Below are 22234 nucleotides of genomic sequence, written 5' to 3'. Positions count from 1 at the left end.
GCGGGGCGCCGGTCACGGCCGGCGCCTCGCCACCGCGGGTCCCCACCCCCTCACGACGTACAGACCTACCGAGCAAGGACATCCATGACCCCGACCGACACGGCGACGGCCCTTCCGGCCCGGCAGACCCTGCCCGCCGAGGAGCACCACGCCACCGAACTCGCCTTCCTCGCCGCTCATGACGAGGGCCCCCGCCCGCCCGGCTGGCGGCTGACCCCGCGCTCCGTGGTCACCTTCGTCTGCGGCAGCGGCGGCGAGGCCCTGAAGCTGCCCAAGCCGCACGAGACGCTGCCCGACCGACTGGTGATCACCCCCAAGTTCGTCGGCGAACGCGCCCTGGTGGAACGGTGCGTGGTCACCCTCGCCGGTGAGCGCGGCCTGCTGCTCGTCGGCGAACCCGGCACGGCCAAGTCGATGCTCTCCGAACTGCTGTCGGCCGCCGTGTGCGGCACCAGCGCGCTCACCGTGCAGGGCACCGCCGGCACCACCGAGGACGCCTTCCGCTACGGCTGGAACTACGCCCTGCTGCTCGCTCAGGGCCCGACCCCGCAGGCGCTGGTCGACTCTCCGGTGCTCGGCGCCATGCGCTCCGGCCGGGTGGCGCGGGTCGAGGAGATCACCCGCTGTCTGCCCGAGGTGCAGGACGCCCTGGTGTCGATCCTGTCCGACCGGCGGGTGAGCGTGCCCGAGCTGTCCGGCACGGACGACGCCCAGGTCGCGGCCGCCCCCGGGTTCACCGTCATCGCCACGGCCAACCTGCGCGACCGCGGTGTCTCGGAGATGTCCGCCGCGCTCAAGCGCCGCTTCAACTTCGAGACCGTGCACCCGATAGCCGACGTCGACGCCGAGACCGCGCTCGTCCGGCGGCAGGCCGAGGCGGCCGTCGAGCGGGCGGGCGCGGCCTTCGGAGTCGACGACGCCGTCCTCGACGTGCTGGTCACCGTCTTCCGCGACCTGCGCGCCGGGCGCTCCGCCGAGGGCTGGGACGTGGAGCGGCCCGGCACGGTGATGTCCACCGCCGAGGCCGTGCATGTGGCCGCCTCCCTCGGGGTGGCCGCCGCCTATCTGCCCGGCGGGGACGCCCTCGACCTCGTCCCCGGCCACCTCCTGGGAGTGGTCCACAAGGACGACCCGGCCGACCACGCGCGGCTGCTCGGCTACTGGGACGGCCCGGTGCGCCGACGCGCCGAGGACGGTTCGGCGATGTGGCGCCGCCTCTGGGACCTGCGGGAGAACCTCCGGTGACGCTCACTCAGGATCCGCGGGCGGCCGTCACGGCCCTCACCGACTCCGTGGTCCCGTACCTGCTGGGCGTACGGCACCACAGCCCGGCCCTCGCCGCGGCCGTGCCGGCCCTGCTGGACGCCTCCGGCGCCGAGGTCGTGTGCGTGGAGCTGCCCGCGGACTTCCAGCCGTGGCTCACCCATCTGGCCAGCCCCGGCACTCTCGCCCCGGTCGCGCTGGCCGGGGCCGGTGAGGGCGGGCGGCTCGGCTTCTACCCGTTCGCCGACTTCTCCCCCGAACTCGCCGCGGTCCGCTGGGCGCGGCAGCGGGGGGCGGAGGTCGTGTGCTGCGATCTGCCGATGTCCGATCCGGGGTGGAGCACGGTGGATCACGCCCTGGCGGGGGACACGCGGAACGCGGTCGTCGAGGCCGCAGCCGTCGCCCCGCCCACCGCCTTCGCGGACGCGCTCACTGCCGCCGGGACCGGCCGCGACGGGGACGACCTGTGGGACCGCTGCGTGGAGGTCCTCGCCCCCGGCTGCGCCCCCGAGGCGGTCCGCCGCGCCGCCCTCGGCGTGGGGTGGGCCCTTCGACGCGACGCCGAGTCGGCGGGCGGCGTACCGCCGGTGGATCTGGCCCGCGAGTCCCACATGCGCGAGACCATCGCCCGTGCCGCGGCGGGCGGGCGCGTGGTCGCGGCCGTCATCGGCGCGTTCCACGCCCCGGCTCTGACGGACGGGGCGGAGTCGGACGGTGCCGCACCGGCCCCGCGCGCGGCCGACACGGCGTCAGCGGTCGCCGGGGAATCCCTGGTCGGAGAGCGCCCGCCCGTCGTCACCTCCCTCGTCCCGTACGCCTTCGATCTGCTGGACTCCCGTTCCGGCTACCCGGCGGGCATCCGGGACCCGCGCTGGCAGCAGGCGGTGTTCACGGCCGGGGGCGACCCCGAGCAGCTGCACGCCGCCGCCGCGCGGGCGATCACCGACGTGTGCCGGGAGCTGCGCGCCGCCGGTCACACCGCGGGAACGGGCGAGGCCACCGAGACCCTGCGGATGGCATCCGACCTTGCCCGGCTGCGAGGGCTCGCGGCCCCGGGGCGGGGCGAGGTACTGGAGGCGCTGACGACCGTGATGGGCCAGGGCGAGCCGCTCGGCCGCGGCCGGGCCCTCGCGCGGGCCCTGGAAGTGGTCCTGGTCGGCACCGACCGCGGCCGGATCGCGCCGGGCACACCGCGGTCCGGACTCGGTCCGTCCGTCGAGGCGGAGCTCGCCGCGGTGCGGCTGCCCGGCCCGGACGACCCCGCCTCGCGCGAGGTGCGGCTCGACCCGCTCCGCTCCGCCCTCGACGGGCGCCGCGAGGTCCTGCTCCAGCGCCTCGCGGTGTGCGGCGCGGGCTACGGCGAGCCCGTGGAGGTGGCCGGCACGGGCGACGGGACGGCGCTCACCACCCGGTGGCGTCTGTCGTGGACCCCCGCCGTTCCCGTACGACTCGACCTGGCCGGCATACGGGGCGTGACCGCTGCCCTGGCCGCCGAGGGCACCCTGCGGGAGACCTTCCGCCGGGAGTCGGCGGAGGGCGGGCCCACCTGCGCACTCGTCCTCGCGGGGCTCCGGGCGGCCGCCCGCTGCGACCTGCCCGCGCTGGTCGCCGAGCGCCTGGCCGACGCCGCCGCCGTGCTCCCCGCCGCCGCCACGCTGCCCGAACTCCTCCAGGCACTGGATCTGCTGGAGGCGCTGCGCCGGGGCCATCTGCCCGGCACCACGCCCGAGGGCAGGCAGGAGGCCGCCGACCTGGCCGCCGACCTGCTGGAGGCGGCGGTCCGTGCCCTGCCCGGCCTGGCGGGCAGCGACCAGCCGGAGGACGCGGCCGCACTCGTCGCGCTGGCCTCGCGGGCCGGTGAACACCGTCTGGGGCTGCGGATGGACGACGCCCTCGGCACCCTCGCGCGCACCGGCTCCCCGCTCGTCCAGGGTGCCGCCCTGGCCACACGGGTCCTGCTCGACCTCGACGCCGCCGGCACCCTCGGCGCGCGCGCCGCCGGATGGATCGTCACGGCCACCAGCCCCGGCGCACGCCACGGCCTGGCTCGCCGGCTCACCGGGCTGCTCAGCTGTGCCGCTCCGCTGCTCGAGTCGGCGCCGACCGCGCTGGACCCACTGCTCGACCGGATCGAAACGCTCACCGACCAGGGGTTCCTGGACCGGCTGCCCGCGCTGCGCGGCGGCTTCGACACACTCAGCCCGGCCGGCCGCGACCGCCTGCTGAACACCGTGACCGAGCGTCTCGGCGACCGCCTCGACCTGTCGCTCGGCGCCTCACCGGGGCTCCTCGCGCTGTGGACGGCCGCGGATACGGCGGGCCTTGCGGCGGTGGACTCCCTGCTCCTGTCCCTCCGGACGGACACGGTGGCATCCCAGGACCTTGTAGTGCGGGACTCGCACGAAGCGCACGACAGTGCCGTACCGGCCTCCCCCGGGCAGCCGACCGACTCCGCCGCCGGGACCGAGCCCGTCGCCGCGGTGCCCGAAGGCGGCCCCGCGACGGCCGCCCTTCACCTCACCCCCGCCGACCGCTGGCGGCTGCTCCTCGGCCGGGAGAGCGAGAAGCTGCCACCGGGCGCCCGCCGTTACGCGCACGCGCTCGACGAGCTGTACGGCACCGGCCGGGGCGAGGGCGCCACGGACCTCGGCCGGGACGGCGGCCAGGGCCAGGGCGGCGGCCAGGACGCGTCCTTCCCCACGGCCCGTGAATGGGCCGAGGAACTGGACGCGCTGTTCGGCGCGGAGGTCCGCGAGGAGGTGCTGGCGCGGGCCGCCGACCAGGGCCGTACCGACGTGCTGGCCGAGCTCGACCCGCAGGCCGTCCGCCCGTCCGTCGCCCTGCTGACCTCCGTGCTGTCCCTCGCCGGGGGCATGCCCGAGCAGCAACTGGCCAAGCTGCGCCCGCTCGTGCGCCGCCTGGTCGACGAACTGGCCAAGGAGCTCGCCACCCGCATGCGCCCCGCCCTGACGGGTCTGGCCACACCACGCCCGACCCGCCGTCCCGGCGGCCGGCTCGACCTGCCGCGTACGCTGCGGGCCAACCTGGCGCACACGCGCCGGACGGCCGACGGCAGGACGGTGGTCGTCCCGGAGCGGCCGGTGTTCAGCACCCGCTCCCGCAAGGAGGCGGACTGGCGGCTGATCCTGGTGGTGGACGTGTCCGGGTCGATGGAGGCCTCCGTCATCTGGTCCGCGCTCACCGCGGCCGTACTGGGCGGGGTGCCCACCCTGTCCACCCACTTCCTCACGTTCTCGACCGACGTGATCGACCTCACGGACCGGGTGGACGACCCCTTGTCGCTGCTCCTGGAGGTACGGGTCGGCGGCGGCACCCACATCGCGGCCGGGCTCGCCCACGCCCGCTCCCTGGTGACCGTGCCCAGCCGGACCCTCGTGGTGGTGGTGAGCGACTTCGAGGAGGGGTACCCGCTCGGAGGACTCCTCGGCGAGGTACGGGCCCTGGCGAGCTCCGGGGTGCACCTGATGGGGTGCGCCGCCCTGGACGACACCGGCACCCCGCGCTACTCGGTGCCCGTCGCCCGGCAACTCGTCGCGGCCGGAATGCCCGTCGCGGCCCTCAGTCCCCTCGCCCTCGCCCGCTGGGTGGGCGACCGCCTCCGCGGAGAGACCCGATGAACGCCGAACTGCCCCCGGCGGCGCCCGACGTGGTCGCCGCCGCTGTCGAGAGCCTCACCTCCCGGCTGCGCAAGAAGCTGGACGCCGCGATCGAGTCGTACGCGGCCACGCCCGTCACCGCCGACGGCGCCCTGCTGCGCGTCCGGTGCGGTGAGGACGCCGAGGTCACCCTCACGCCCGGCCCCTCGGGCGTGGTCACGGACGCCGGGCAGGCGCGGTGCAGCTGTCTGCTCGCCCCCCGGTGCCTGCACCGCGCCGCCGTGCTCGGCGCCTGCCCGGTGGCCGACGCGGACGCGGCGGACGAGCCGTTGACCGCGGCAGCGGGCACCGAGGGCGCCGCCGTGTCAGAGGGAGGAGCCGACGCCGAGGCAGCCGGGACGACCGGCGCTCCTGCGGTTCCGAAGGGGGCCGTGTCCGGCGCCTCTCCGAGCGACGAACCCGCCTCGGAACCGTCAGCACCCGCCGGACCCACCGACACCCAAGTGGCCGCCGCGACCGGGCTGTGGGCAGCGACCGCGGCCGTACTCACCGCCGGGATACCCGCCGCGGGCGCGGTGCCGCAGGCAGAGCTGCTACGGGCCGCCCACACGGCCCGGCTCGCCGGGCTGCACCGCGCCGAGGCGGCCGCCCTGCGGGTCGTCCGCGGGCTGCGCGGCGCCCGCGCCCGTCACGACGGCCACCGGCTGGCCGATCTGGTCGCAGGCGTGCGGGAACTGCTGCTCACCACCGGCCTGCTGGCGGCGGCAGACCCGGAACCGGCCCTGGTCGGCACCGCCCGCCGCAGCTACCGGCCTGGCGGCAGTCTGCGCGTCCACGGTGTGTGCCGGGAGCCGGTGATCGCAGCCACCGGCTACGGCGGTGTCGTCACCCATCTCCTCTCCGACGACGGGCGCTGGTTCTCCGTCGCCGACGTCAAGCCCGGTGGCCCGGCCCGCGCCCGGGGTGCCGCCACGGCCACCGTCGCGGTCGGCTCGGGCAGCCTCAACCACGCCCAACTCGCCCGTGGCGGGCTGCTGGTCTCCGGCGCGACGCTCTCCCCGGACGGCCGCCTCGGCTCCGGCAAGGGCGTACGGGCCACTCCGGTCACCGGTCTGTCCTGGACGTCGGGCCCGCTCGCCGCCCTGTTCGCCCGCCCACTGGCCGAGGCCGTCGCCGAACGGCTCACGGGGACTCCGGGGAGCGACCCGGAGCAGGCCGAGCAGGCGGTACGTGAGCTGATCGGCTGCGACCTGGTTCTCGTCGGCGCGGCCGGCGACCACCTGCTCGCCCGCGAGCTGACCCCCGGACGACCGGACGCGGACGGCCTCCTGATCCGGCTGACACCGGCCAGCGGCCACCCCGACCTGGCCCACACGGCCAACTTCCGCCGGCTCGCGTCCCGGCCCGGACTGCGGCTCCGTGTCATCGGCCGCCTGGACCCCGACCGCGCCGCGACGCTCCGCCCCCTCGCGGTCGGTCCCCTGCCGGACACCGAGGCGACACTGCGGCTGCCCGCGGACTGGCTGGGCCACGCCGACCTGGGCTACGACCGTCTGGAGGGCGCGCACTTCCCCCCGCCGGACGCCCTGACCCCGGTGGACGGCCTCACCGACCTCCCGCCGGATCCGCTGGCCGACGCCCCTCTGTGGCGCCTGCGGCGGCTGGTCGAGGTTGCCGTGTCGGGGGGACGTCGGGCCGTCGCCGAACCGGCGCGCGACGGCGACCGGGGCGGCGGTGGGGCGGTGCTGCGGCGCAGCGGATTCCGGACGGCCGCGAACCTGGCGGCCGCCCTCACCGCGGAGGCCGACCGCCGCAGCCGCGACGTCTTCGGCCGCGCCGGCGAGGCCGACCCGGACCGCTACGCGCGGGCCTGGCTCGCCGCGGCCGTATATCTGGCCGGCACCGAACGGGCCCTGGTACAGGCCACCTGGCGGCTGCCGGACCCCGATGCCTGACCATCGGGCCGTCCGACACCGAGGGCCCCCTCACCACCCGGTCTGTCGGATGTCGTCGTGTACCAGGCCGGCGATGTGCGCGGTGACCGTGTCCAGGATGTCGGACCAGGCGGCTTCGTCACCGAGCACGAGGTAGTTGAGGGTCAGTCCGTCGGTCATGGCGGCCAGATAGCGGGCCAGTACGGAAACGGGCACGCGGAGCCGGAGGTCCATGCTCCGGCTCAACTCCTCGATGAGCTCGGCGTATGCCTCGCCGTACAGCTCGTACTGCCGTCGTGCCAGGTGCTCGAACCCCGGCTGGCGCAGCGCGTACTGCGTCAGTTCGTAGGTGAGCATGTGCTCGTCGGGGTGGGCGCGGACATGGTCCCAGTACGCCTGGAAGCCGGCTCGCACGGTCTCCTGGAGTGAGGAACCGGGACGTAGGGCCTCCTTCACCATGGTGACGGAGTGGTCGGTGATGGTCGTGATGACCGACTCGACCAGCTCCTGCTTGGAGTCGAAGCAGTAGTGGAAGACGCTCAGGGACACGCCCGCCTCGGTGGCGATGGACCGGGTCGTCGTCTTGGCGACGCCGTCCCGGGCCATCGCCCTGATCGCCGCCTCGGTCAGCTGCCGGCGTCGCTCGGCCGACGGCATTCGTGCCATCCGTGTGTCCTTCGGCTCGTGCTGCAGGTCAGCTGCTGTAGACGCCCACCTCGTAGAGTGAGTATCCCCAGTCGGTGCCGCGGTCGATACCATGGATGCGGACATAGCGGGCCGGTGTACCGGTGAACTGCGCGGTGTCCAGGCCGCCGTCGCCGGAGGTGGTGGACCAGGCGGTCTGCCAGTCCACGCCGTCGCCGGAGAGCTCGACGCGGTACGACTTGCCGTACGCGCGTTCCCAGTCGAGCGTGACGCGCTTGACCAGGTCGGTGGAGCCCAGGTCGAGCCGCAGCCACTGGTCGTCGCTCCAGTCGCTGGCCCAGCGGGTGTCCCGCGTGCCGTCCGCGACCCGGCCCGGCGCGTAGCTCGTGAACAGGCTCCACTCAGTGGAACTGGCCGTGGCCGGAGCGCCCTTGGCGAGGTTGACCGAGGACTGGTGCTTCTCGGAAGCGCCCCAGGTGTCGAGATAGGACTCGGCACCGCGGAAGAGATCGTCGACCACGTCCTGGCCGCCGACGAGCCGGATGTCCTCGATCCAGTCCGGGACGAGACCGTAGTGCGCGGCTCCGTCGGTGTTCAGGTCCCAGGTGCGCTGCCCTGTGGTCTGCCTGTCGATGACGGAGCCGCCGTCGACGCTCTTGAACGGGTACGTGACCTTGTTCGCGGCGTCCGCGCCACGGGGTGCCGGCCAGCCGCCGACGCCGTTCATGTCGGTGCCGAAGCCGTAGCCGACGTCGTACTTCTCGCGCAGGGCGTCCGTGCGCTTCGCCTCCGCGCCGAACCCTTCGGACCCGTGCATGTACTGGGCGATGAAGCCGCCGAGGCCGTACACCCGCTCGGTCCAGTTCAGGTCCATCCAGCTGTGCGAGGAGATGACGCCGGGGTAGGAGTCGGCCTCGAAGATGTCGAGCACCCGGCCGACGGCCTTGACGCTCATGTGGTCGATCTCCAGCATCATCTTGCGTTTCATCATGCCGCGCACGGCGTACTCACCGAGGCCGGTGAGCCCACGGACGTTGCACTGGGCGTCGGAGCCGTACGAGGGGACCTCCACGCCCGCCGGCAGGTCCTCCTCGGCCTCGGACGCCGAGGCTCCGTTGACGGGGTTGTCGTGCTGGGGGCCCGTGCACCTCTCGGTCTTCCAGAAGGTGCCGGTCGACAGGAACTGCCCGACGTTGATGGCCGTTCCGAGGCCGCCCGAGTCGAAGCGGACCCCGCACAGCGCGTTGTCGAACTTGTGGCACAGGAACATGCTGCGCACGCCCAGCGCGTACAGCTCGTCGAGCCCGGCGTCGATGTCGGCCTTGCCGCACTGCGCGATGTCCAGGATCTGCTTGCAGCCGAACGGCTCGGAGGTCTCCACTCCCAGGATGACGGCGAGCTTGCCCTGCTTGATGACCTCACGGGCCTGCGCGCTGTCGGTGACGATCCGGAACCAGCCCTTGCCGGTGCCTCCGTACATCTGGTCGATGTAGGCCTGCAGGTCGTACGTCAGCTTCGCCTGGAGCCGGATCGACGTCATCTCGTCGCAGCTGCGGTCCTTGAAGAAGTACACCGAGCAGATCACGCCGTTGGTGACGAGGTCGTTCACGAGCACCCGCTGGCCGCCGCGCCAGGCCCGCTCCACCCAGGCGTAGTAGTTCTGCTGATGGGTCAGCGAGTCGTGCGCGGGCCAGTCCTTGAACGTGGGCCAGCCGACCGGATCGTGCTTGCCGTCACCGCCGTTGGTGATGTAGTCGAAGATCGCGAGAGTGCCGTCGGGGTAGTGCTCGGGACAGTCCTTGAGCGCTTCGGCGATTCCGGCCTCGGAGAACGTCTTGCCGCAGATGAGCCGCCCGCCGAAGGCCTCGTTGGCGAACAGGTGGTCGTGGGCGTCGGCGAAGCCGCGCACCTCTCCCCGGGAGTTCGTCCCCGTGAACGGCTCGCCGGTGACGTTGATCCGGGAGTCCGGCGTGGGCCGTGCGGTCGGGGTCCACCAGTCGGTGCCGGCCGCCGAGCTCGGCGCGGGACCGAGAGCCATGGTCAGTACAAGGAGGAGCAGCGACACGACGGTGACGTGTTTGCGTCTGCGGTACGGGCGTTCGGCGATGGTCACGGCCCACGTCCCTGGGTCGGCGGGATGGCGCGGTCGACGAGCCGGGCGGACCGGGGCCGAAGACCCCATGGCTGGGTTGTCATGACCGGCACAAGGTTGTGGGACGAGGATCGCGACTGCCGCATTCCGAGTCAAGAGTCCGGGACACTTGACCTGATGCGGGCCGCGGGGGCCTTTCCGAGACGGGCCGAGCGTGAGCAGGCCGCTGCCGGCGCCCGCGAGTTCGCTCTCGGCCGGCGCGAGGGCCAGGCACAGCAGTGCGAGTGGCGGCAGCCCGCTCCCCAGGCCGGGCATCCCGGCATCCTCCAGGGACTTGGCGTCCCGGCAGGCGAACCGGCCATTGGCACGAGGAGGAGGGCCGTGAGGCGTTACTCGCGCCGCAGCAGCGCGTCCATCGTCGCCTCCAGGTAGGCGGGGAACTCCTCGCGCGAGGGCAGCGTCGACGGCACGGCGTGGCCGAGCTGGGTGTGGCCCAGATAGAAGCTGTACGCCATCAGCGCACGCCGCCGCGCCTCGTTCTCGGCGAAGCCGAGCCCTGCGAAGAGCCCGGCCAGGTAGCCGACCCGGCGCTCGGTGACCTGCCGCAGGGCGGCGGCGACCCGAGGGTGGTCGGTGCTCGCGAGCAGCGAGAGCTCAAGCGGATCGGCGCCGGCCGGCAGGGTGACCTCGGTGAACAGTCTGCGCAGACGCTTCTCGGGGTCCGGCTCGGTCTCCACCGCCGCGATGATCTCCTCGGTGTCCGCCTCGACCCAGCGGGCGAGCGCGGCCTCGATCAGTGCCTCGCGATTGTCGAAGTGCCAGTAGAAGCTGCCCTTCGTGGTACCGAGGCGCGCCGCGAGCGGCTCGACCGCCACCGCCGCGAGGCCGCCACCCTCTCCGATGGCGCCAAGCGCCGCATCCGCCCAGTCGCGGGCACTGAGCCTGGCCTTCCTGGTCTGCTGCCGTTGCACCATGTCCATACGCTATCGTATGGTTCACCGTACGCCAGCGTATGGAGGTACACGATGCTCAAGGAAAAGCCCGTAGCGGTGGTGTTTCCCGAAGGCGCCCGGCTGATCAGGACAGCCGTGGAGCGGCCCGACTACCAGGACGCGTACGCCATGGAACTGCGGCCGGGAATGCCACGCGATCCGGCGGCCTGGACGGGCATCCTGCGGGACGCGTTCCCGATCGCGGCGCAGCAGGACGGCGAAGCACTCATGGACGTGAGCACGGCAGGTCTCGACGCCTGGGCCTCGATCGTCATCGACGAGAAGTACGTCACCCTCTGCAGTTCGGTGAGGACGAACGCGTGGCGCTCCAGGCTCTATTGGGGTGCCGTGAAGAGGGTTCACCCCTTCATGGCACGCGCCATGATGGTCCGCACGCACCGCAAGCTCGCCCTCGCGGCACAGAACGGCGCACAGACAGTCGCTTGACGGCGCTCCGGTGCGCGGCACGCCGGTCCGCGGCACCGATGACCGACGCCGTCAGCACGGAACAGATCCGGCCCGTCGGGCAGTTGAGGCCGGGCCACGACAACCGCGAGCACTACAAGCCAAGGCGCCACCGGCCACCTCCTCGACCACGGGCCGGGCCCACCGAAGCCGGAACCGCCGTCCACGGTCGCCGGCGTCGGCACGAACGGCGGCGGGGCCGGCCTTCCGTCGGCCTGGAACCCGGCCTGGCCGGGCGTGCACCGCAACCGGCTTGTGGCGCCGCGCGGGAAAGCCAAGCCATGGCCGGGCTCCGGCTCCGACCGGCTCGTGGTCACCGGCCGCCGGGCCGTGCACCAGGGCTCCGGCGCGGTCAACGGCACCGGCGGCTACGCCTTCCGAATCACCACCCCAACGGCCCGGACACCTTCCACATAAAGATCCGGAAGAAGTCAACCTCAATTCTTTCACCTCACGCATCACACGAGTCAGAAGTGATCAAATTGCGACACGACCGAAAGGAGTGCCCTGCCGAGACAATTACGATCTTGAATTGCCGAAGAAAGAGATGACACCCATTCCGTTACCTTCAATTCCCTTGCAACCGTAGCCCGTTGACCGGCCACTCCCTATGATTGAGCTCCATTCCCTGGGGGTGGACCGCAACGCAGCACAGGCGCGCAGGATCATGCCGGCCACCGCACCGCGGCCGAAATGCATGAGCTGGGGGAACTGCATGGCCGAGGCACTCACCAGCCTCCTGAAATCCGTCACCGTCAGAATCGAAAGCGGCAAGCACACCTCGGGCACCGGATTCTTCATAGCCCCGGGGACGGTTCTCACCGCCGCCCACGTCGCCACCGAGGACACCTGCACAGTCCACTGGCGCACGCACACCTTTCCGGGAACCGTCCTGTGGCGTATGCCGGACCGGCAGCACGTGGCCGGCGGCCATCACCCCCTGCCCGATCTGGCGGCGATACGTCTCGACGAACCGCCGGGACACCCCTACGCCGAACTCGACGACGACTCGGCTTGGGACGGCACCCCCACCTCCCTGCTCACCGTCGGGTACTCCAGGAAGTACGAGAACGAGTCCTGGCAGCTGGAGGAGTGCAAGCACGAGACATTCGGCCCCCTCCTCATCCACGGCACCTCCCTGCTACGGCTCGGCGACGCCCAGCTGACCGCCGGCATGAGCGGCTCGCCCGTACTGAACCTGCGCACGGGGCGAGTCTGCGGGGTCGTCAAACGCTCCGCGCCCGACGACGGTGACGGAGGATGGGCCGTCCTCCTCGACCCCCATCTCAACGGCCGGACCTCACCACTGTCGGCATCCATCGCGCGCAGCGGACTCTGGCGTGACGCCCGGCGCACGACGCTCTTCCCCGAACTCGGCGAACTCCTGCGCGTCGTCACGGGCGATCCGGACCCGCAGTTCCAGGCCCACGGGCTCGCCCTGGTGCTGCATCCGCAGAGCGCGGTCGTGCCCTTCCACGGCCGGGACGAATGGCGCGAGACACTCGCCGACTGGTGCGACGGCGACGAGGCGTTCGCCCTCAAACTGATCACCGGCCAGGGCGGCTGCGGCAAGACACGGCTCGCCCTCGACCTCGCGGCCGACCGGTACCGGCGCGGCTGGATCTCGGGCTTCCTCGGCAAGAAGGCCCTCCAGAGGGTGGGCGGCCGCCTCACGGAACACGTGCGCAAGCTGGCCAAGCTCGGCGAGTCCGTCCTCCTCGTCATCGACTACGCGGAGGGCGTGGAGAATCTCGACGAGCTGCTGGAGCTGCTGGCCGGGTACTTCCCCGCATCACCCGGCCCGGCCGGGGCCGCGACAGGTGAACCCGCCGGGGGTCCCCGGCTGCGGATCCTGATGCTGGCACGGCACGACGGCTCCTGGTGGAGTCGCATCCTGCCGGAACTTCTCGACAGCCCCGCCCTGATCGGAAGGGTGACCCGGCGGGACGCGGTGGACCCCCTCAACGAGCTGGCGGACAACACGGACGGCTGGCACGACGAATTCCGCCTCGCGCTGGCTGCCTTCGCCCGTGACCGGTCCTGCCCCGTACCCGACCACGCCGAACTGGAGATCCCGCCCGGCGACACCCCTCCCGTGCTTCAAGTGCACGCGGCCGCGTTGATCGCCGTGCTGCAGGCACAGGAGAACCCCACCGGCGACCTACGGGTGACGGTGGGCGAGGAAGTCATCAACGAGCTGCTGCGGAGGGAGCGGAACTACTGGAAGATCAGCGCCGTTGTGCGCGGGGTACCCCTCCAGGACTACGAGCGGCCCCTGGCCGTCGCACACTCCGTCCTCCTCGGCGCCGACGACAAGGAGGAGGGCACCCGACTGCTCCGGGTCGGCCTGGGGCTGAGCGATCTCGCCGGTGCCGAGGTGGCGAAGTGGCTGGCGGCGCTCTACCCGGGGGACACCTCCGACGTCTCCCGGTACTGGGCCCCGCTCCGTCCCGACCTGGTCGGCGAACAGCTCGTGGCCCTCGAGTTCGACGGCAAGGTCGAGCTGGTGAACCGGCTGATCGGCGATCTGCCGGACACGCGCAGCCGCCACATGTTCACGGTCCTCGCGCGCGCAGCCCAGCACCACGAGGAGGCCCGCACCCTGTTGCGGCGCGTCCTTCGCGAACGCCCCATGGACCACCTCCCCCTCGCGATCCGGCTCGCCCCGTACGCCGGAAACCGGCTCGGCCTGATCATCCAGGAGGTGCTCGACGAACTCGACAAGCTCGAGGGGGGCGTGGACGAAGCCCTGCTCGGAGTCGTCCTGGACGCCCTGCCCGCCGGGCCGGGCGACAGCGTGGAACTGGCCTCCACCTGGACCTTCCTGCTGGAACGCATCGACCCCGACTTCCTGACCCCCCAGATGCTCATGGAGCAGGGGCAGAGCTTCCTGACCGTGGGCGACACCCGGCAGGCGGTGACGGTACTGCGGCGCGCCCTCGAAGGCTGCGAACAGCGTCTGCGGGACCGCCCCGAGGACTCGCAGGAGGAACTGAGCCTGGCGTGCGCCGCACTCGGCTCCGCGCTCGCACAGCACGGGCAGCAGAAAGAGGCCGAGGTCCTCTGCCGTCGGGCCGTCGAACTGTCCGAGCAGGCCGCCGAGGTGAGCCTCGCCCAGGTGTCGGCGCTGCTCGCCAGCATCGACGCCCTGCTCGGCGCCTTCCGCTGGGACGAGGCCGAACAGCTCGCGGAGCGGGTCCTCGACCTGCTGCCCGAGATGCAGGACGGAGGCACCAACGAGGCACGCCACGCTCTGGTGCTCACCGTCATGGCACAGATCCACCTGGCCCGCGGCTGGGTGGGCAGGGCCAGAGCCACCGCCGACGCCGCGTACCAGGCCCTGCCGCCGAGCGTGCTCAACGACCTCGATCTGTACGGCAGTGAGATCGCCCGCGTGTGCGGCGTGCGGGCGCTGGCCGCGCTGTGCACCGGCCCGGAGGACGAGGCCGAGCGACTGGCGCGCGAGGCGCTGCGCCTGCTGAACTGGCTCCACGAGCACAGCGTGCGCTCCGAGAACCCGCTCCTCGCCCTGCTGCTGGTGGTGCTCGCCCACCAGGCGCACGCGGCGGGCGACATACCGCGCGCCCGCGCGCTGAGCCGCCGTGCCGCCGACCTCGCCGCCGACCGCATGGAAGCGGGCAACCAGCGTGTGCAGATCGTCCTCGCGCAGGCGCTTCGCGCCCTCAGCCGGACCGGCGGCGCCGTGCCTCCCTCGCTGGGAGCTCTCGTCCCGCGCGTGGATCCCGAGTTCGGTCCGGCGGCGGACGATCCCATCGGCCGTATGGCCCGCCAGAGCCACCGCATGCTGGGCCGCGAATCGCCGGAACTGATCGCCGAGCTGCTCGACCTGTGCGCCCAGGCGCAGCACCTCGCCGACCACGATCGCGCGGGTGCCGTGGACCGGGGCCGCGAGGCGCTCCGGCTGCTCACTGCCGAAGGTGACATCGCGGACGGTCCTCTGCCGAGCGACACCGCGGAACTCCTCGCCGGACTCAGCCGGTGGACCGAACCCTCCCCGGGCAGCCCCGCCGGGGCCTGGCACGAGTCGCGCGGCCACGCCCGCCAGTGTGTGGTCCTGCGTCGCCAGATCGCCGACGCCGACCCGAGCGCGGGACCCGTCACCGCGCTGCTGGAGGAACGGATCCAGCTGGCCAGGACCGAACAGGGCGCCGGCGACGGCCCCGAGGCGGCACGGATCCTCGACTCCGCGACGCACGACGCCGCGATGGCCATGGAACCCAGGCCCCCCGCCCTGACCGAGACACTGCTGCGGGCCCTGCTGACCCAGGCGGCCGTTCTGGAACGGCTTGGCCGCACCGACGACGCCCTGGCGGCGGCCGAACGCTTCCAGGCCTATCACCGGCAGGCCCCGGACGCGCTGCGCCGGCTCAACCCGGCCCTCGTCGGAGCGTCGCTCGTCCGGCACACCCGCCTGCTGACGGTGCTGGGGCGCGGCACCGACGCGGTCGGCCTCCTGGAACAGGCCCTGACGAACGAGTACTTCCCGTCCACCGCTGCCGGCGTCCCGCCCGTCCACGCGGTGGAACCGATGCTGCACCTGGTGGGCCTGAATCTCGCCCTCGGCCGGACGGAACAGGCCCATGACAGCGCGATCCGCGCCGAGCAGGTGTGCCGGTCCCTCGGTGACCGCCCCGACCTGCTCGTGGCCGCGCTGCGCCGGCGAGGGCAGGTACTGCGAGCCCGCGGACTGGCCGAGGCGGCGCTGCTCCCGCTGGGGGAAGCCCTGGACCTGGCCCGCCGCACCCCCGCGACGGCGGCCGAGGTGGCCGACGCCCGGGAAGTCCTCGCGCTGGCACTGACCGACGCCGGGCAACCGCGAGCCGCACTGGAACACTTCGACTCCCTCGTGGCCCACCACGCCTCCCCCGACCGGGAAGGGCGGTGGCGGGTGCACCGGGCGCACGCGTGCTCCGCCGTCGGCGACTGGGACGAGGCCGTACGGGACTGCGAGCGGGCGGAGTTCCTCTACGCCGGCTGCGGCGACCGGCGCGGACTGCGCGACGCCCTGTCCCGGCTGGCGTACCACCTGCTGGGAGCCGGCCGGGCCGCCCAGGCCCTGCGTGCGGCCGACGCCGCCGAGGCGGAGGCCCGCCCGCTGGCCCGCGGCGGCGCCACCGAGGACGTACGACGGCAGTGGGAGACCCTGCTGATCCGTGCCGCGGTCCTGCGGGAGACGGGAGCGGCCGCCGACCGCGAGGAGGCGGAGGCCACGGCCCTGCTCGCCCTCCACGAGCTGACGGCCGGAGACTTCCCGGCCTTGCTCGAGACGGCTGTCCGGGCCCACCGTGCGAGCCGCCAACACCGCGCCCGCGGGCGCCCCGACGCGTGAGACACCCGCCCGCCCCGCCTCCGCATCACGGAAAGGCACCCCCGGATGACAGCCACGATGCTCAACATCGCCGACGCCACCACCACCCGGATGCTCGGTCCCGGGCTGCGCGCGGCCGTCTGGGTGCAGGGGTGCCCGTTCCGGTGCCAGGGATGCATGGCCCCGCAGTGGATCCCCCGGCGCCGTGCCCACCTCGTCTCCGCCGACGACCTCGCGGAGCGGCTGCTCGCGCTGCCGGGCCTGCGCGGACTGACGTTCTCCGGGGGCGAGCCGATGGAACAGGCCGCGGGCCTCGCCTCGGTGTGCGCCCGCGTCAGGTCCCGCGCACCCGACTTCGACGTCATCTGCTTCACCGGATACCAGTTGACCAGGCTGCGGCGCGATCCTCCGGCTCCGGCCGTGGCGGACCTGCTCGCCCAGGTCGACGTCCTCATCGACGGGCCGTACGTCGCGGCCCTCGACGACGGCCTTGGACTGCGCGGCAGTTCGAACCAGACCGTGCACCACCTCACCGAACGCCTGCGCGACCACGCCGACGACCTGGCCCGCGCGCCCCGTTCCGCGGAGGTGCTGGTGCGTGGCGACGACGTGGTCATCACGGGCGTCCCGCCGCGCCATCTGCTCCACAGCGTTCGCCAGACCCTCGGCAGCCGGGCGACGGCACCGGGGACACAGCCGGCCGACCCCATGTCCCGGAGGGATGCACCATGAGCCGAGGCAAGCTTGTGCACATCACCGAAGCCGAGTGGCAGCGGCTCAACGAGGCCGCCCGTAAGCTGCGGACGCTCAACGAGAGCCTGCCGCAGCTCATCGACGACGTGCGCCGCACCACTCAGCAGGACTTCGAGCGGGGCTTCGAGACCGTGGCCGAACGCCAAAGGGCCTTCGAGGACCAGCTGGACGCCGCCGGCGTGCGCGTGGCGGAGATGGAGAAGGACACCAACCGGCGTCTGCGGGACCACGCCCGGCGCATCGCCGACCAGGAGATCCAGCTCGTCGCGCGCATCGACACGGAGACGGACCGCCTACGCCAGGAAACGGGCGAACTGCTCCGGGCGGAACACGAGTGGACACACGAACTGCTCACCGCCGAGCACGAGCAGCGGGTCCGGGAGACGGACCGGCTCCAGCGGGAGATCGACTCGTTGTATCTCGACAAGGAGCGGGCCGCCCGGATGACGCAGGAAATGCTTGCCCAGGCCGAGTTGACAGTCCGTCATATTCTGCGTGATCCCGCCCTGTCCCGCCTGGCCGCCGGACGTGTCGAGAAGCTGGAGCAGCGCCTCGCCCTCAGCCGTGCCAACCTCGACGCCGGCCTGGCCGAAGCCGCCCTGCCCGTGGCCCAGGAGTCGTGGCTGCAACTCGGCGAACTGCGTGTCGAGGTGGAGGCCGCCGACCTCGAATGGCGCATTCTGCGCAATCGCGCGACGCGGCTGCTGCGCCTCCTCGCGGACGCCGTCGACCGCAACCGGTTCCGCAACGGGGTCGACCTCGACGGCGAGGAGAACGAGTCCGAGGTGTTCGTCGACCGGTGGAGCAACGGCGGCCTGACCCGCCTCGAAGGACATATCGCTGCACAGCAGCGGCGGCTCGGGGACGAGCTGTCGCCGCCGTCCACCGACGAACTGCGCCAGCTGCTGGACGAGCGCATCCCCCGGCTGCACACGGCACTCAAGGACATCACCCAGCTCGCCGGCGCCGAGCAGCTCGCCTCGCAGCTGCGTGCCGACATCGCCAGCACGGCCGCAGACGTCCTCGCGGCCAGCGGCTACGAGCTCCAGGGCTGGTCGTACCAGGGCAGCGACGAGCGCGGACCGGTCAGCGTCAAGCTGGTCCACCCCGACAAGAGCGAGATCGTCATCCTCGTCTCCCAGCTGCCCGGAGACGACCCCGACTGCATCCTGGAACTCACCACGCACAACGAGGGCATCGGCGACGACACCGTACGCCGGTCGCGCGCCCGGGACGTGGTGGAAAGTCTGCGGGACGCCAACATCCGGGTGCGGGACCCCGAGGAGACCGGTGAACCCGAGCCGGGCCGCGCGGACATCGAGGGGTTCCAGTCCCAGACCTTCGTGCCGCCCGTCCGCAAGCACTCACGGATCGAGTTCGCGTGAACGCCCGGCCCGTGGTGGCCGAACGGCTCCGGGACGCCCTGCACCTGGAGTCCTGCGAACCCCTCCTCGTGCTGTACGGGCCGGGAACGGAGGACACCTTCGTCTGCACCGACTACCAGGAACGCTCCCTCGCCGACGCGCTGCTCGTCCTGCTGCGCGCGGCCGGCTACCAGCGGATCGCCTTCTGCAGCCCGGCCGAGCCCCTCTACTTCCGCGACACCGCCTCGCTCGCCGCCGCGAGCGGGCCCCTCCCGGGCCGGGCCGGTGCGGGCACCCAAGCCGTACGTACCGCGCCGACCGGGCCGATCCGCGGTCCGCAGGGCATCCGCAGACAGTTCGGCCGCCGTAACTCCGTCGCCCCCGCCCCGACGGCCGCAGCGGCTCCCGTACCGCCGCGGCCCGATCCGCTGTGGGAACCCGATCCGCTGGCGGTCGCGCCGGTGGCAGCACGGGACCGTCCGCTGCGCGTGGTCCGGGGCCGGCGGTCCACGTCCCGCAGCGCCGCCGAGCAGATGCTCCACCAGTACATGACCCAGGACGGCATCCTCACCGCCGTCGTGATCGAGCAGGCCGAGGCGTATCTGCACCGCGCCCCGCGGGACTCGGAGATCAACATCCGGATCGGGGAGTGGCTCCAGGGGGCGACCGGCGGAAACCTTTGTGTGCTGATCTTCTCGGCCACGACCGAGACGCAGATCGTCGAGCAGATCCGGGCCCACGGGGGGTCCGCCGCGCTCGCGGGCTATCTGGAGCGGCGCGCGGGCCGCGGCGTCTCCCCCGTCGCCGGGGCCGTCCGTGCCCCCGCCCGGCCGGAACTCTGCCGCCTGGTGCAGTTGAGCCGGCTGCGGGACGGACTGGCCTTTCCCGACTGGGCGGACACCGACCGCCTCCTCAACGGGATGAACGCTCAGGCGGAGGTGCTCGCCCGGGCCTGGCTCGCACGGCTCGCCCGGGCTCCCGAGCTGAGCGCGAGCGTGCTCGGCGGATGGGGCGTACGGCTGCCGGACGTGTCCGCCCTGGAGGAGCTGGAGGCCCTGCCCGGCCTTGAGGAGGTCAAGGATTTCGTACGGCGCCTCGTCGCCGTGCACCGTGTGGAGCGACAGCTCGCCGCCCGAGGAGGCGGCGGCCAGGCACCGTCCCGGCACCTGGTCTTCCGGGGCAATCCGGGAACCGGCAAGACGACCGTGGCCCGCATCGTCGCACGGGTCTACCAGGAACTCGGCGTCCTCCCCCGGGGCCACGTGGTGGAACCCGAACTCCACGAACTCATCCATGAGCACGTCGGCGGCACCACGCAGCGCACCACTCAGGTCATCGACCGCGCCCTGGACGGGGTCCTGTTCATCGACGAGGTGTACCGGCTCACCGCGGAGGACCGGGGCGGCTTCGGCCAGGAGGCCGTGGACACCCTCCTCAGCCGGATGGAGAACCAGCGCGACCGCCTGGTGGTGATCGTCGCCGGCTACTCCGCGCCCATGGAGCAGTTCCTCCGCAGCAACCCTGGCCTCAGGCGACGCTTCCCGGTCACCAATGAGCTGGAGTTCAAGGACTACACCCCCGACCTGCTCGTCGAGATCCTGCTGCGGAATCTGAAGGAGCTCGGCCATGTGCCCGACGCTCCCATGTCCGACCTGCTGGGGCGCGTGGTGCGCGACCTGCACCGCCGCAAGGACAGATCGCCGGAGTCGTTCGGCAACGGCGGTGAGATGCGCAACCTCGCTCAGGCCCTGCACGAGCGCTGGGCCCAGCGCATCAGCCTCGGGACGGCCGTCCCCGACCTGGACGCCCCGCTGGCCCCCGCCGATCTGCCGCCGGAGTACCACCAGAGGAGCACACCGTGAGCACGCCCCCGCCCCCGCTGCCCGGCCCGCCGCAGCCTGTCCCGGACTGCCCCGTGTGCGGTGCCCCCGCCGACCTGGGCGGGGAGCACTGCGGTTGGCCGGCCCTCGGCCCGCTGACCGCCGGACCGGCCACCGCCGCCCTGCGCTCGGCCGCCGCCGCGGAGCTGTCGACGGCCCGGCGGCGCGGGCGGCTCGCCGCGGCCCTCCGCGTCCTCGACGGCTACGCGAGCGCGGACCGTCCGGGCTGGCTCACCGGGCTGGTGGCGGGGGCCGCGCCGGACGATCTGTACGCCGCCGAGACCGCGGCGCGGGCGGACGGCGGCACCGGGAACGCGGACGGCGGTTGGCCGTTGCCCGACACCCTGGCCGAGGGCGGGCCGCGCCGTGTGCGGGTCCTCGCCCTGGACGCCGAAGGACTCGCGGAGCTCCGGGTGTCCCAGGGAGCCGGCAACAGGCCGCAGGTCAAGGAAATCCACCGGACCGGGTGGGACAGGCTGCTGCCCGGCCTCCCCCGGGATTCCGCGCAGGCCCGGTTCACGCTGGCCGGGGGCGGCGCCGACGACACGGCGCCGCCGGCCCCCGCGCACGGCCGGCTGCCCGACTGGTGCACCGCGGCGGGCGACGACGAGGCCGTCGTACTGCTGGACCGGTGCGCGGCCTGGCCCGGCGTGAGCCGGATCCGGTCCGCACTCGGACGGCAGTGCCGTCCATCGGCCACCCTCCAGGCAGCCATGTCCCCGACACCGACGGCGCAGGTGATCACCGGGATGCTCAGATCCGCTCCGTTCCAGCACCCGGTCGCCCTCGCGGTGGCCGAACGCGAGCCCGTCACGCAGGGGTTCGTGACCTCGTCCGTCTCCCTGTTCCCGGCGGGCACCCGGCCGGGGTGCACCCGTACGGGCCGGGTACGGGTAAGGACGCCCGCCGCGGGCGACGCGTCGGGGCGGGTCTCTCTGACGATCGCGGTGGTCGCCCTCACCGGACCGCGCCCGCAGGACTGGCGTCTGCTGCACGCCGTCGAGGCGGACCTTCCCGAGGACACCGAGGTCGACATCGAGATCACGCCGGCCGCCGTCGACGAGATAGGCATCGCCGTCGAGGGGCACCCGGCGCCCACGACCGTCCACACGGCCTGGCCGGATCTGCTCAGGCGCGTGGCCCGTGCCCGGCGGGAACTGCCACTGGACCTCGTCGTGCTGCTTGAGCTGGGGGGCGAGGAGAACGACCGAAGGGTCGGTGCGGCGACCCGGATCATCGAGCACATGGCCGCCGCCCGGCCGGCGGGCGGCCTGCGGGTGCGTACCGTCCCCTACTGGGAACACCGGCGCCAGCCGGGCTCGGGCCGCCTCGAACCGACGCACACCGTGTGGCCGTTCCTGCCGCCCGCCCAGGCAGTGGAGGACATGGCCGACCTGTACGGCCACGACGAGCCCGTCCACAACGTGTTCGCGGCGGCACTCGAGGAACCGCTCGCCGAACTGGCCGCCCTGGACGGCTGGACCGACGGGGACCGCTGCCTGCTGGTGGTGGCGACGCGGCCGCCGCACCTCGGCCCCGACGACGAGCTGGGGAGCGTGTCCCGCCGCTGCCCCCAGGACCGGGACTGGCGCGACGGCCTCGCGGCCAGCGCCGAGTGGCTCGGCCGCACCGCCGTACTGGTGCCCGCCACGGACTGGGGCAACAGCTTCGACGCGCGGCAGGCGACGAAGTTCACGGACGACCTGTGGCGCACGTCCCGGGAACACGGCTGGCACGTCCTCGACGCCGACGGAGCGGACGTGCTGGAGAAGGCCGCCGCGCTGACCGCGCCGGAGGCGGCCACGGCCAGACCCGTGCCCTTCCCCTTCGCCGCGCCCACCGCACCGGCCCCGGCCTGACCCGACCGGTCGGCCGCTTCGTGTACAGGAACGAGGACCCG

Annotated in this window: 12 protein-coding genes; 9 read left to right on the top strand and 3 right to left on the bottom strand. The window is 73.2% G+C overall.

What is annotated here, in order from left to right; translation table 11 throughout:
* Window positions 1-84 precede the first annotated feature (84 nt).
* From ACZ562_RS19650 to ACZ562_RS19640, 3 genes are read left to right on the top strand one after another with little or no spacing between them, the layout of a single operon-like run.
* Window positions 85-1245: an ATP-binding protein gene (locus ACZ562_RS19650; protein ID WP_471180480.1), complete on the top strand. Its 1161-nt coding sequence runs from the start codon at window positions 85-87 to the stop codon at window positions 1243-1245.
* Entirely contained in the window at window positions 1242-4901 is a 3660-nt protein-coding gene (locus tag ACZ562_RS19645; protein ID WP_471180478.1) for a vWA domain-containing protein, read from the top strand. The genes ACZ562_RS19650 and ACZ562_RS19645 overlap by 4 nt, the downstream gene beginning before the upstream one ends.
* Window positions 4898-6835 (top strand): hypothetical protein, encoded by a 1938-nt coding sequence (locus ACZ562_RS19640; RefSeq protein WP_471180475.1) that lies wholly within the window; start codon window positions 4898-4900, stop codon window positions 6833-6835. The genes ACZ562_RS19645 and ACZ562_RS19640 overlap by 4 nt, the downstream gene beginning before the upstream one ends.
* Window positions 6836-6865: 30 nt before the next feature.
* Here the strand turns inward: ACZ562_RS19640 and ACZ562_RS19635 are convergent, their stop codons facing one another.
* The 3 genes from ACZ562_RS19635 to ACZ562_RS19625 form a co-directional block, all read right to left on the bottom strand.
* Entirely contained in the window at window positions 6866-7480 is a 615-nt protein-coding gene (locus ACZ562_RS19635) for a TetR/AcrR family transcriptional regulator (RefSeq protein WP_471180472.1), read from the bottom strand.
* Window positions 7481-7508: 28 nt separating this feature from the next.
* Window positions 7509-9572: a galactose-binding domain-containing protein gene (locus tag ACZ562_RS19630; RefSeq protein ID WP_471180470.1), complete on the bottom strand. Its 2064-nt coding sequence runs from the start codon at window positions 9570-9572 to the stop codon at window positions 7509-7511.
* A gap of 368 nt (window positions 9573-9940) precedes the next feature.
* Complete coding sequence (locus ACZ562_RS19625; protein WP_471180468.1) at window positions 9941-10531, bottom strand: TetR/AcrR family transcriptional regulator; 591 nt, start codon at window positions 10529-10531, stop codon at window positions 9941-9943.
* 45 nt (window positions 10532-10576) lie between these two features.
* On the opposite strand from ACZ562_RS19625, the gene ACZ562_RS19620 reads away from it, so the two are divergent.
* From ACZ562_RS19620 to ACZ562_RS19595, 6 genes are all read left to right on the top strand, one after another.
* Window positions 10577-10990 (top strand): hypothetical protein, encoded by a 414-nt coding sequence (locus tag ACZ562_RS19620; protein WP_471180466.1) that lies wholly within the window; start codon window positions 10577-10579, stop codon window positions 10988-10990.
* A gap of 733 nt (window positions 10991-11723) precedes the next feature.
* Window positions 11724-16358 carry a trypsin-like peptidase domain-containing protein gene (locus ACZ562_RS19615; RefSeq protein ID WP_471180463.1) on the top strand — a complete coding sequence of 1545 codons (4635 nt, stop codon included), beginning with the start codon at window positions 11724-11726 and terminating at the stop codon, window positions 16356-16358.
* Between the two features lie 45 nt (window positions 16359-16403).
* A complete protein-coding gene (locus tag ACZ562_RS19610; RefSeq protein ID WP_471180461.1) occupies window positions 16404-17069 on the top strand; it encodes a 4Fe-4S single cluster domain-containing protein in 666 nt (221 codons plus the stop codon).
* The gene (locus tag ACZ562_RS19605; RefSeq protein WP_471180459.1) at window positions 17066-18475 is read left to right on the top strand and encodes a hypothetical protein; all 1410 of its coding nucleotides are present in this window, start codon (window positions 17066-17068) and stop codon (window positions 18473-18475) included. Before ACZ562_RS19610 ends, ACZ562_RS19605 begins: the two co-directional genes overlap by 4 nt.
* Window positions 18472-20316 (top strand): AAA family ATPase, encoded by a 1845-nt coding sequence (locus ACZ562_RS19600; protein ID WP_471180456.1) that lies wholly within the window; start codon window positions 18472-18474, stop codon window positions 20314-20316. The genes ACZ562_RS19605 and ACZ562_RS19600 overlap by 4 nt, the downstream gene beginning before the upstream one ends.
* Entirely contained in the window at window positions 20313-22193 is a 1881-nt protein-coding gene (locus ACZ562_RS19595) for a hypothetical protein (RefSeq protein WP_471180454.1), read from the top strand. The genes ACZ562_RS19600 and ACZ562_RS19595 overlap by 4 nt, the downstream gene beginning before the upstream one ends.
* Window positions 22194-22234: the final 41 nt, after the last annotated feature.

The organism is Streptomyces sp. NPDC040410, from assembly GCF_055595715.1.
The sequence above is the reverse complement of the archived record's forward strand: the minus strand, read 5'-3'. Positions and strand labels throughout refer to the sequence as shown.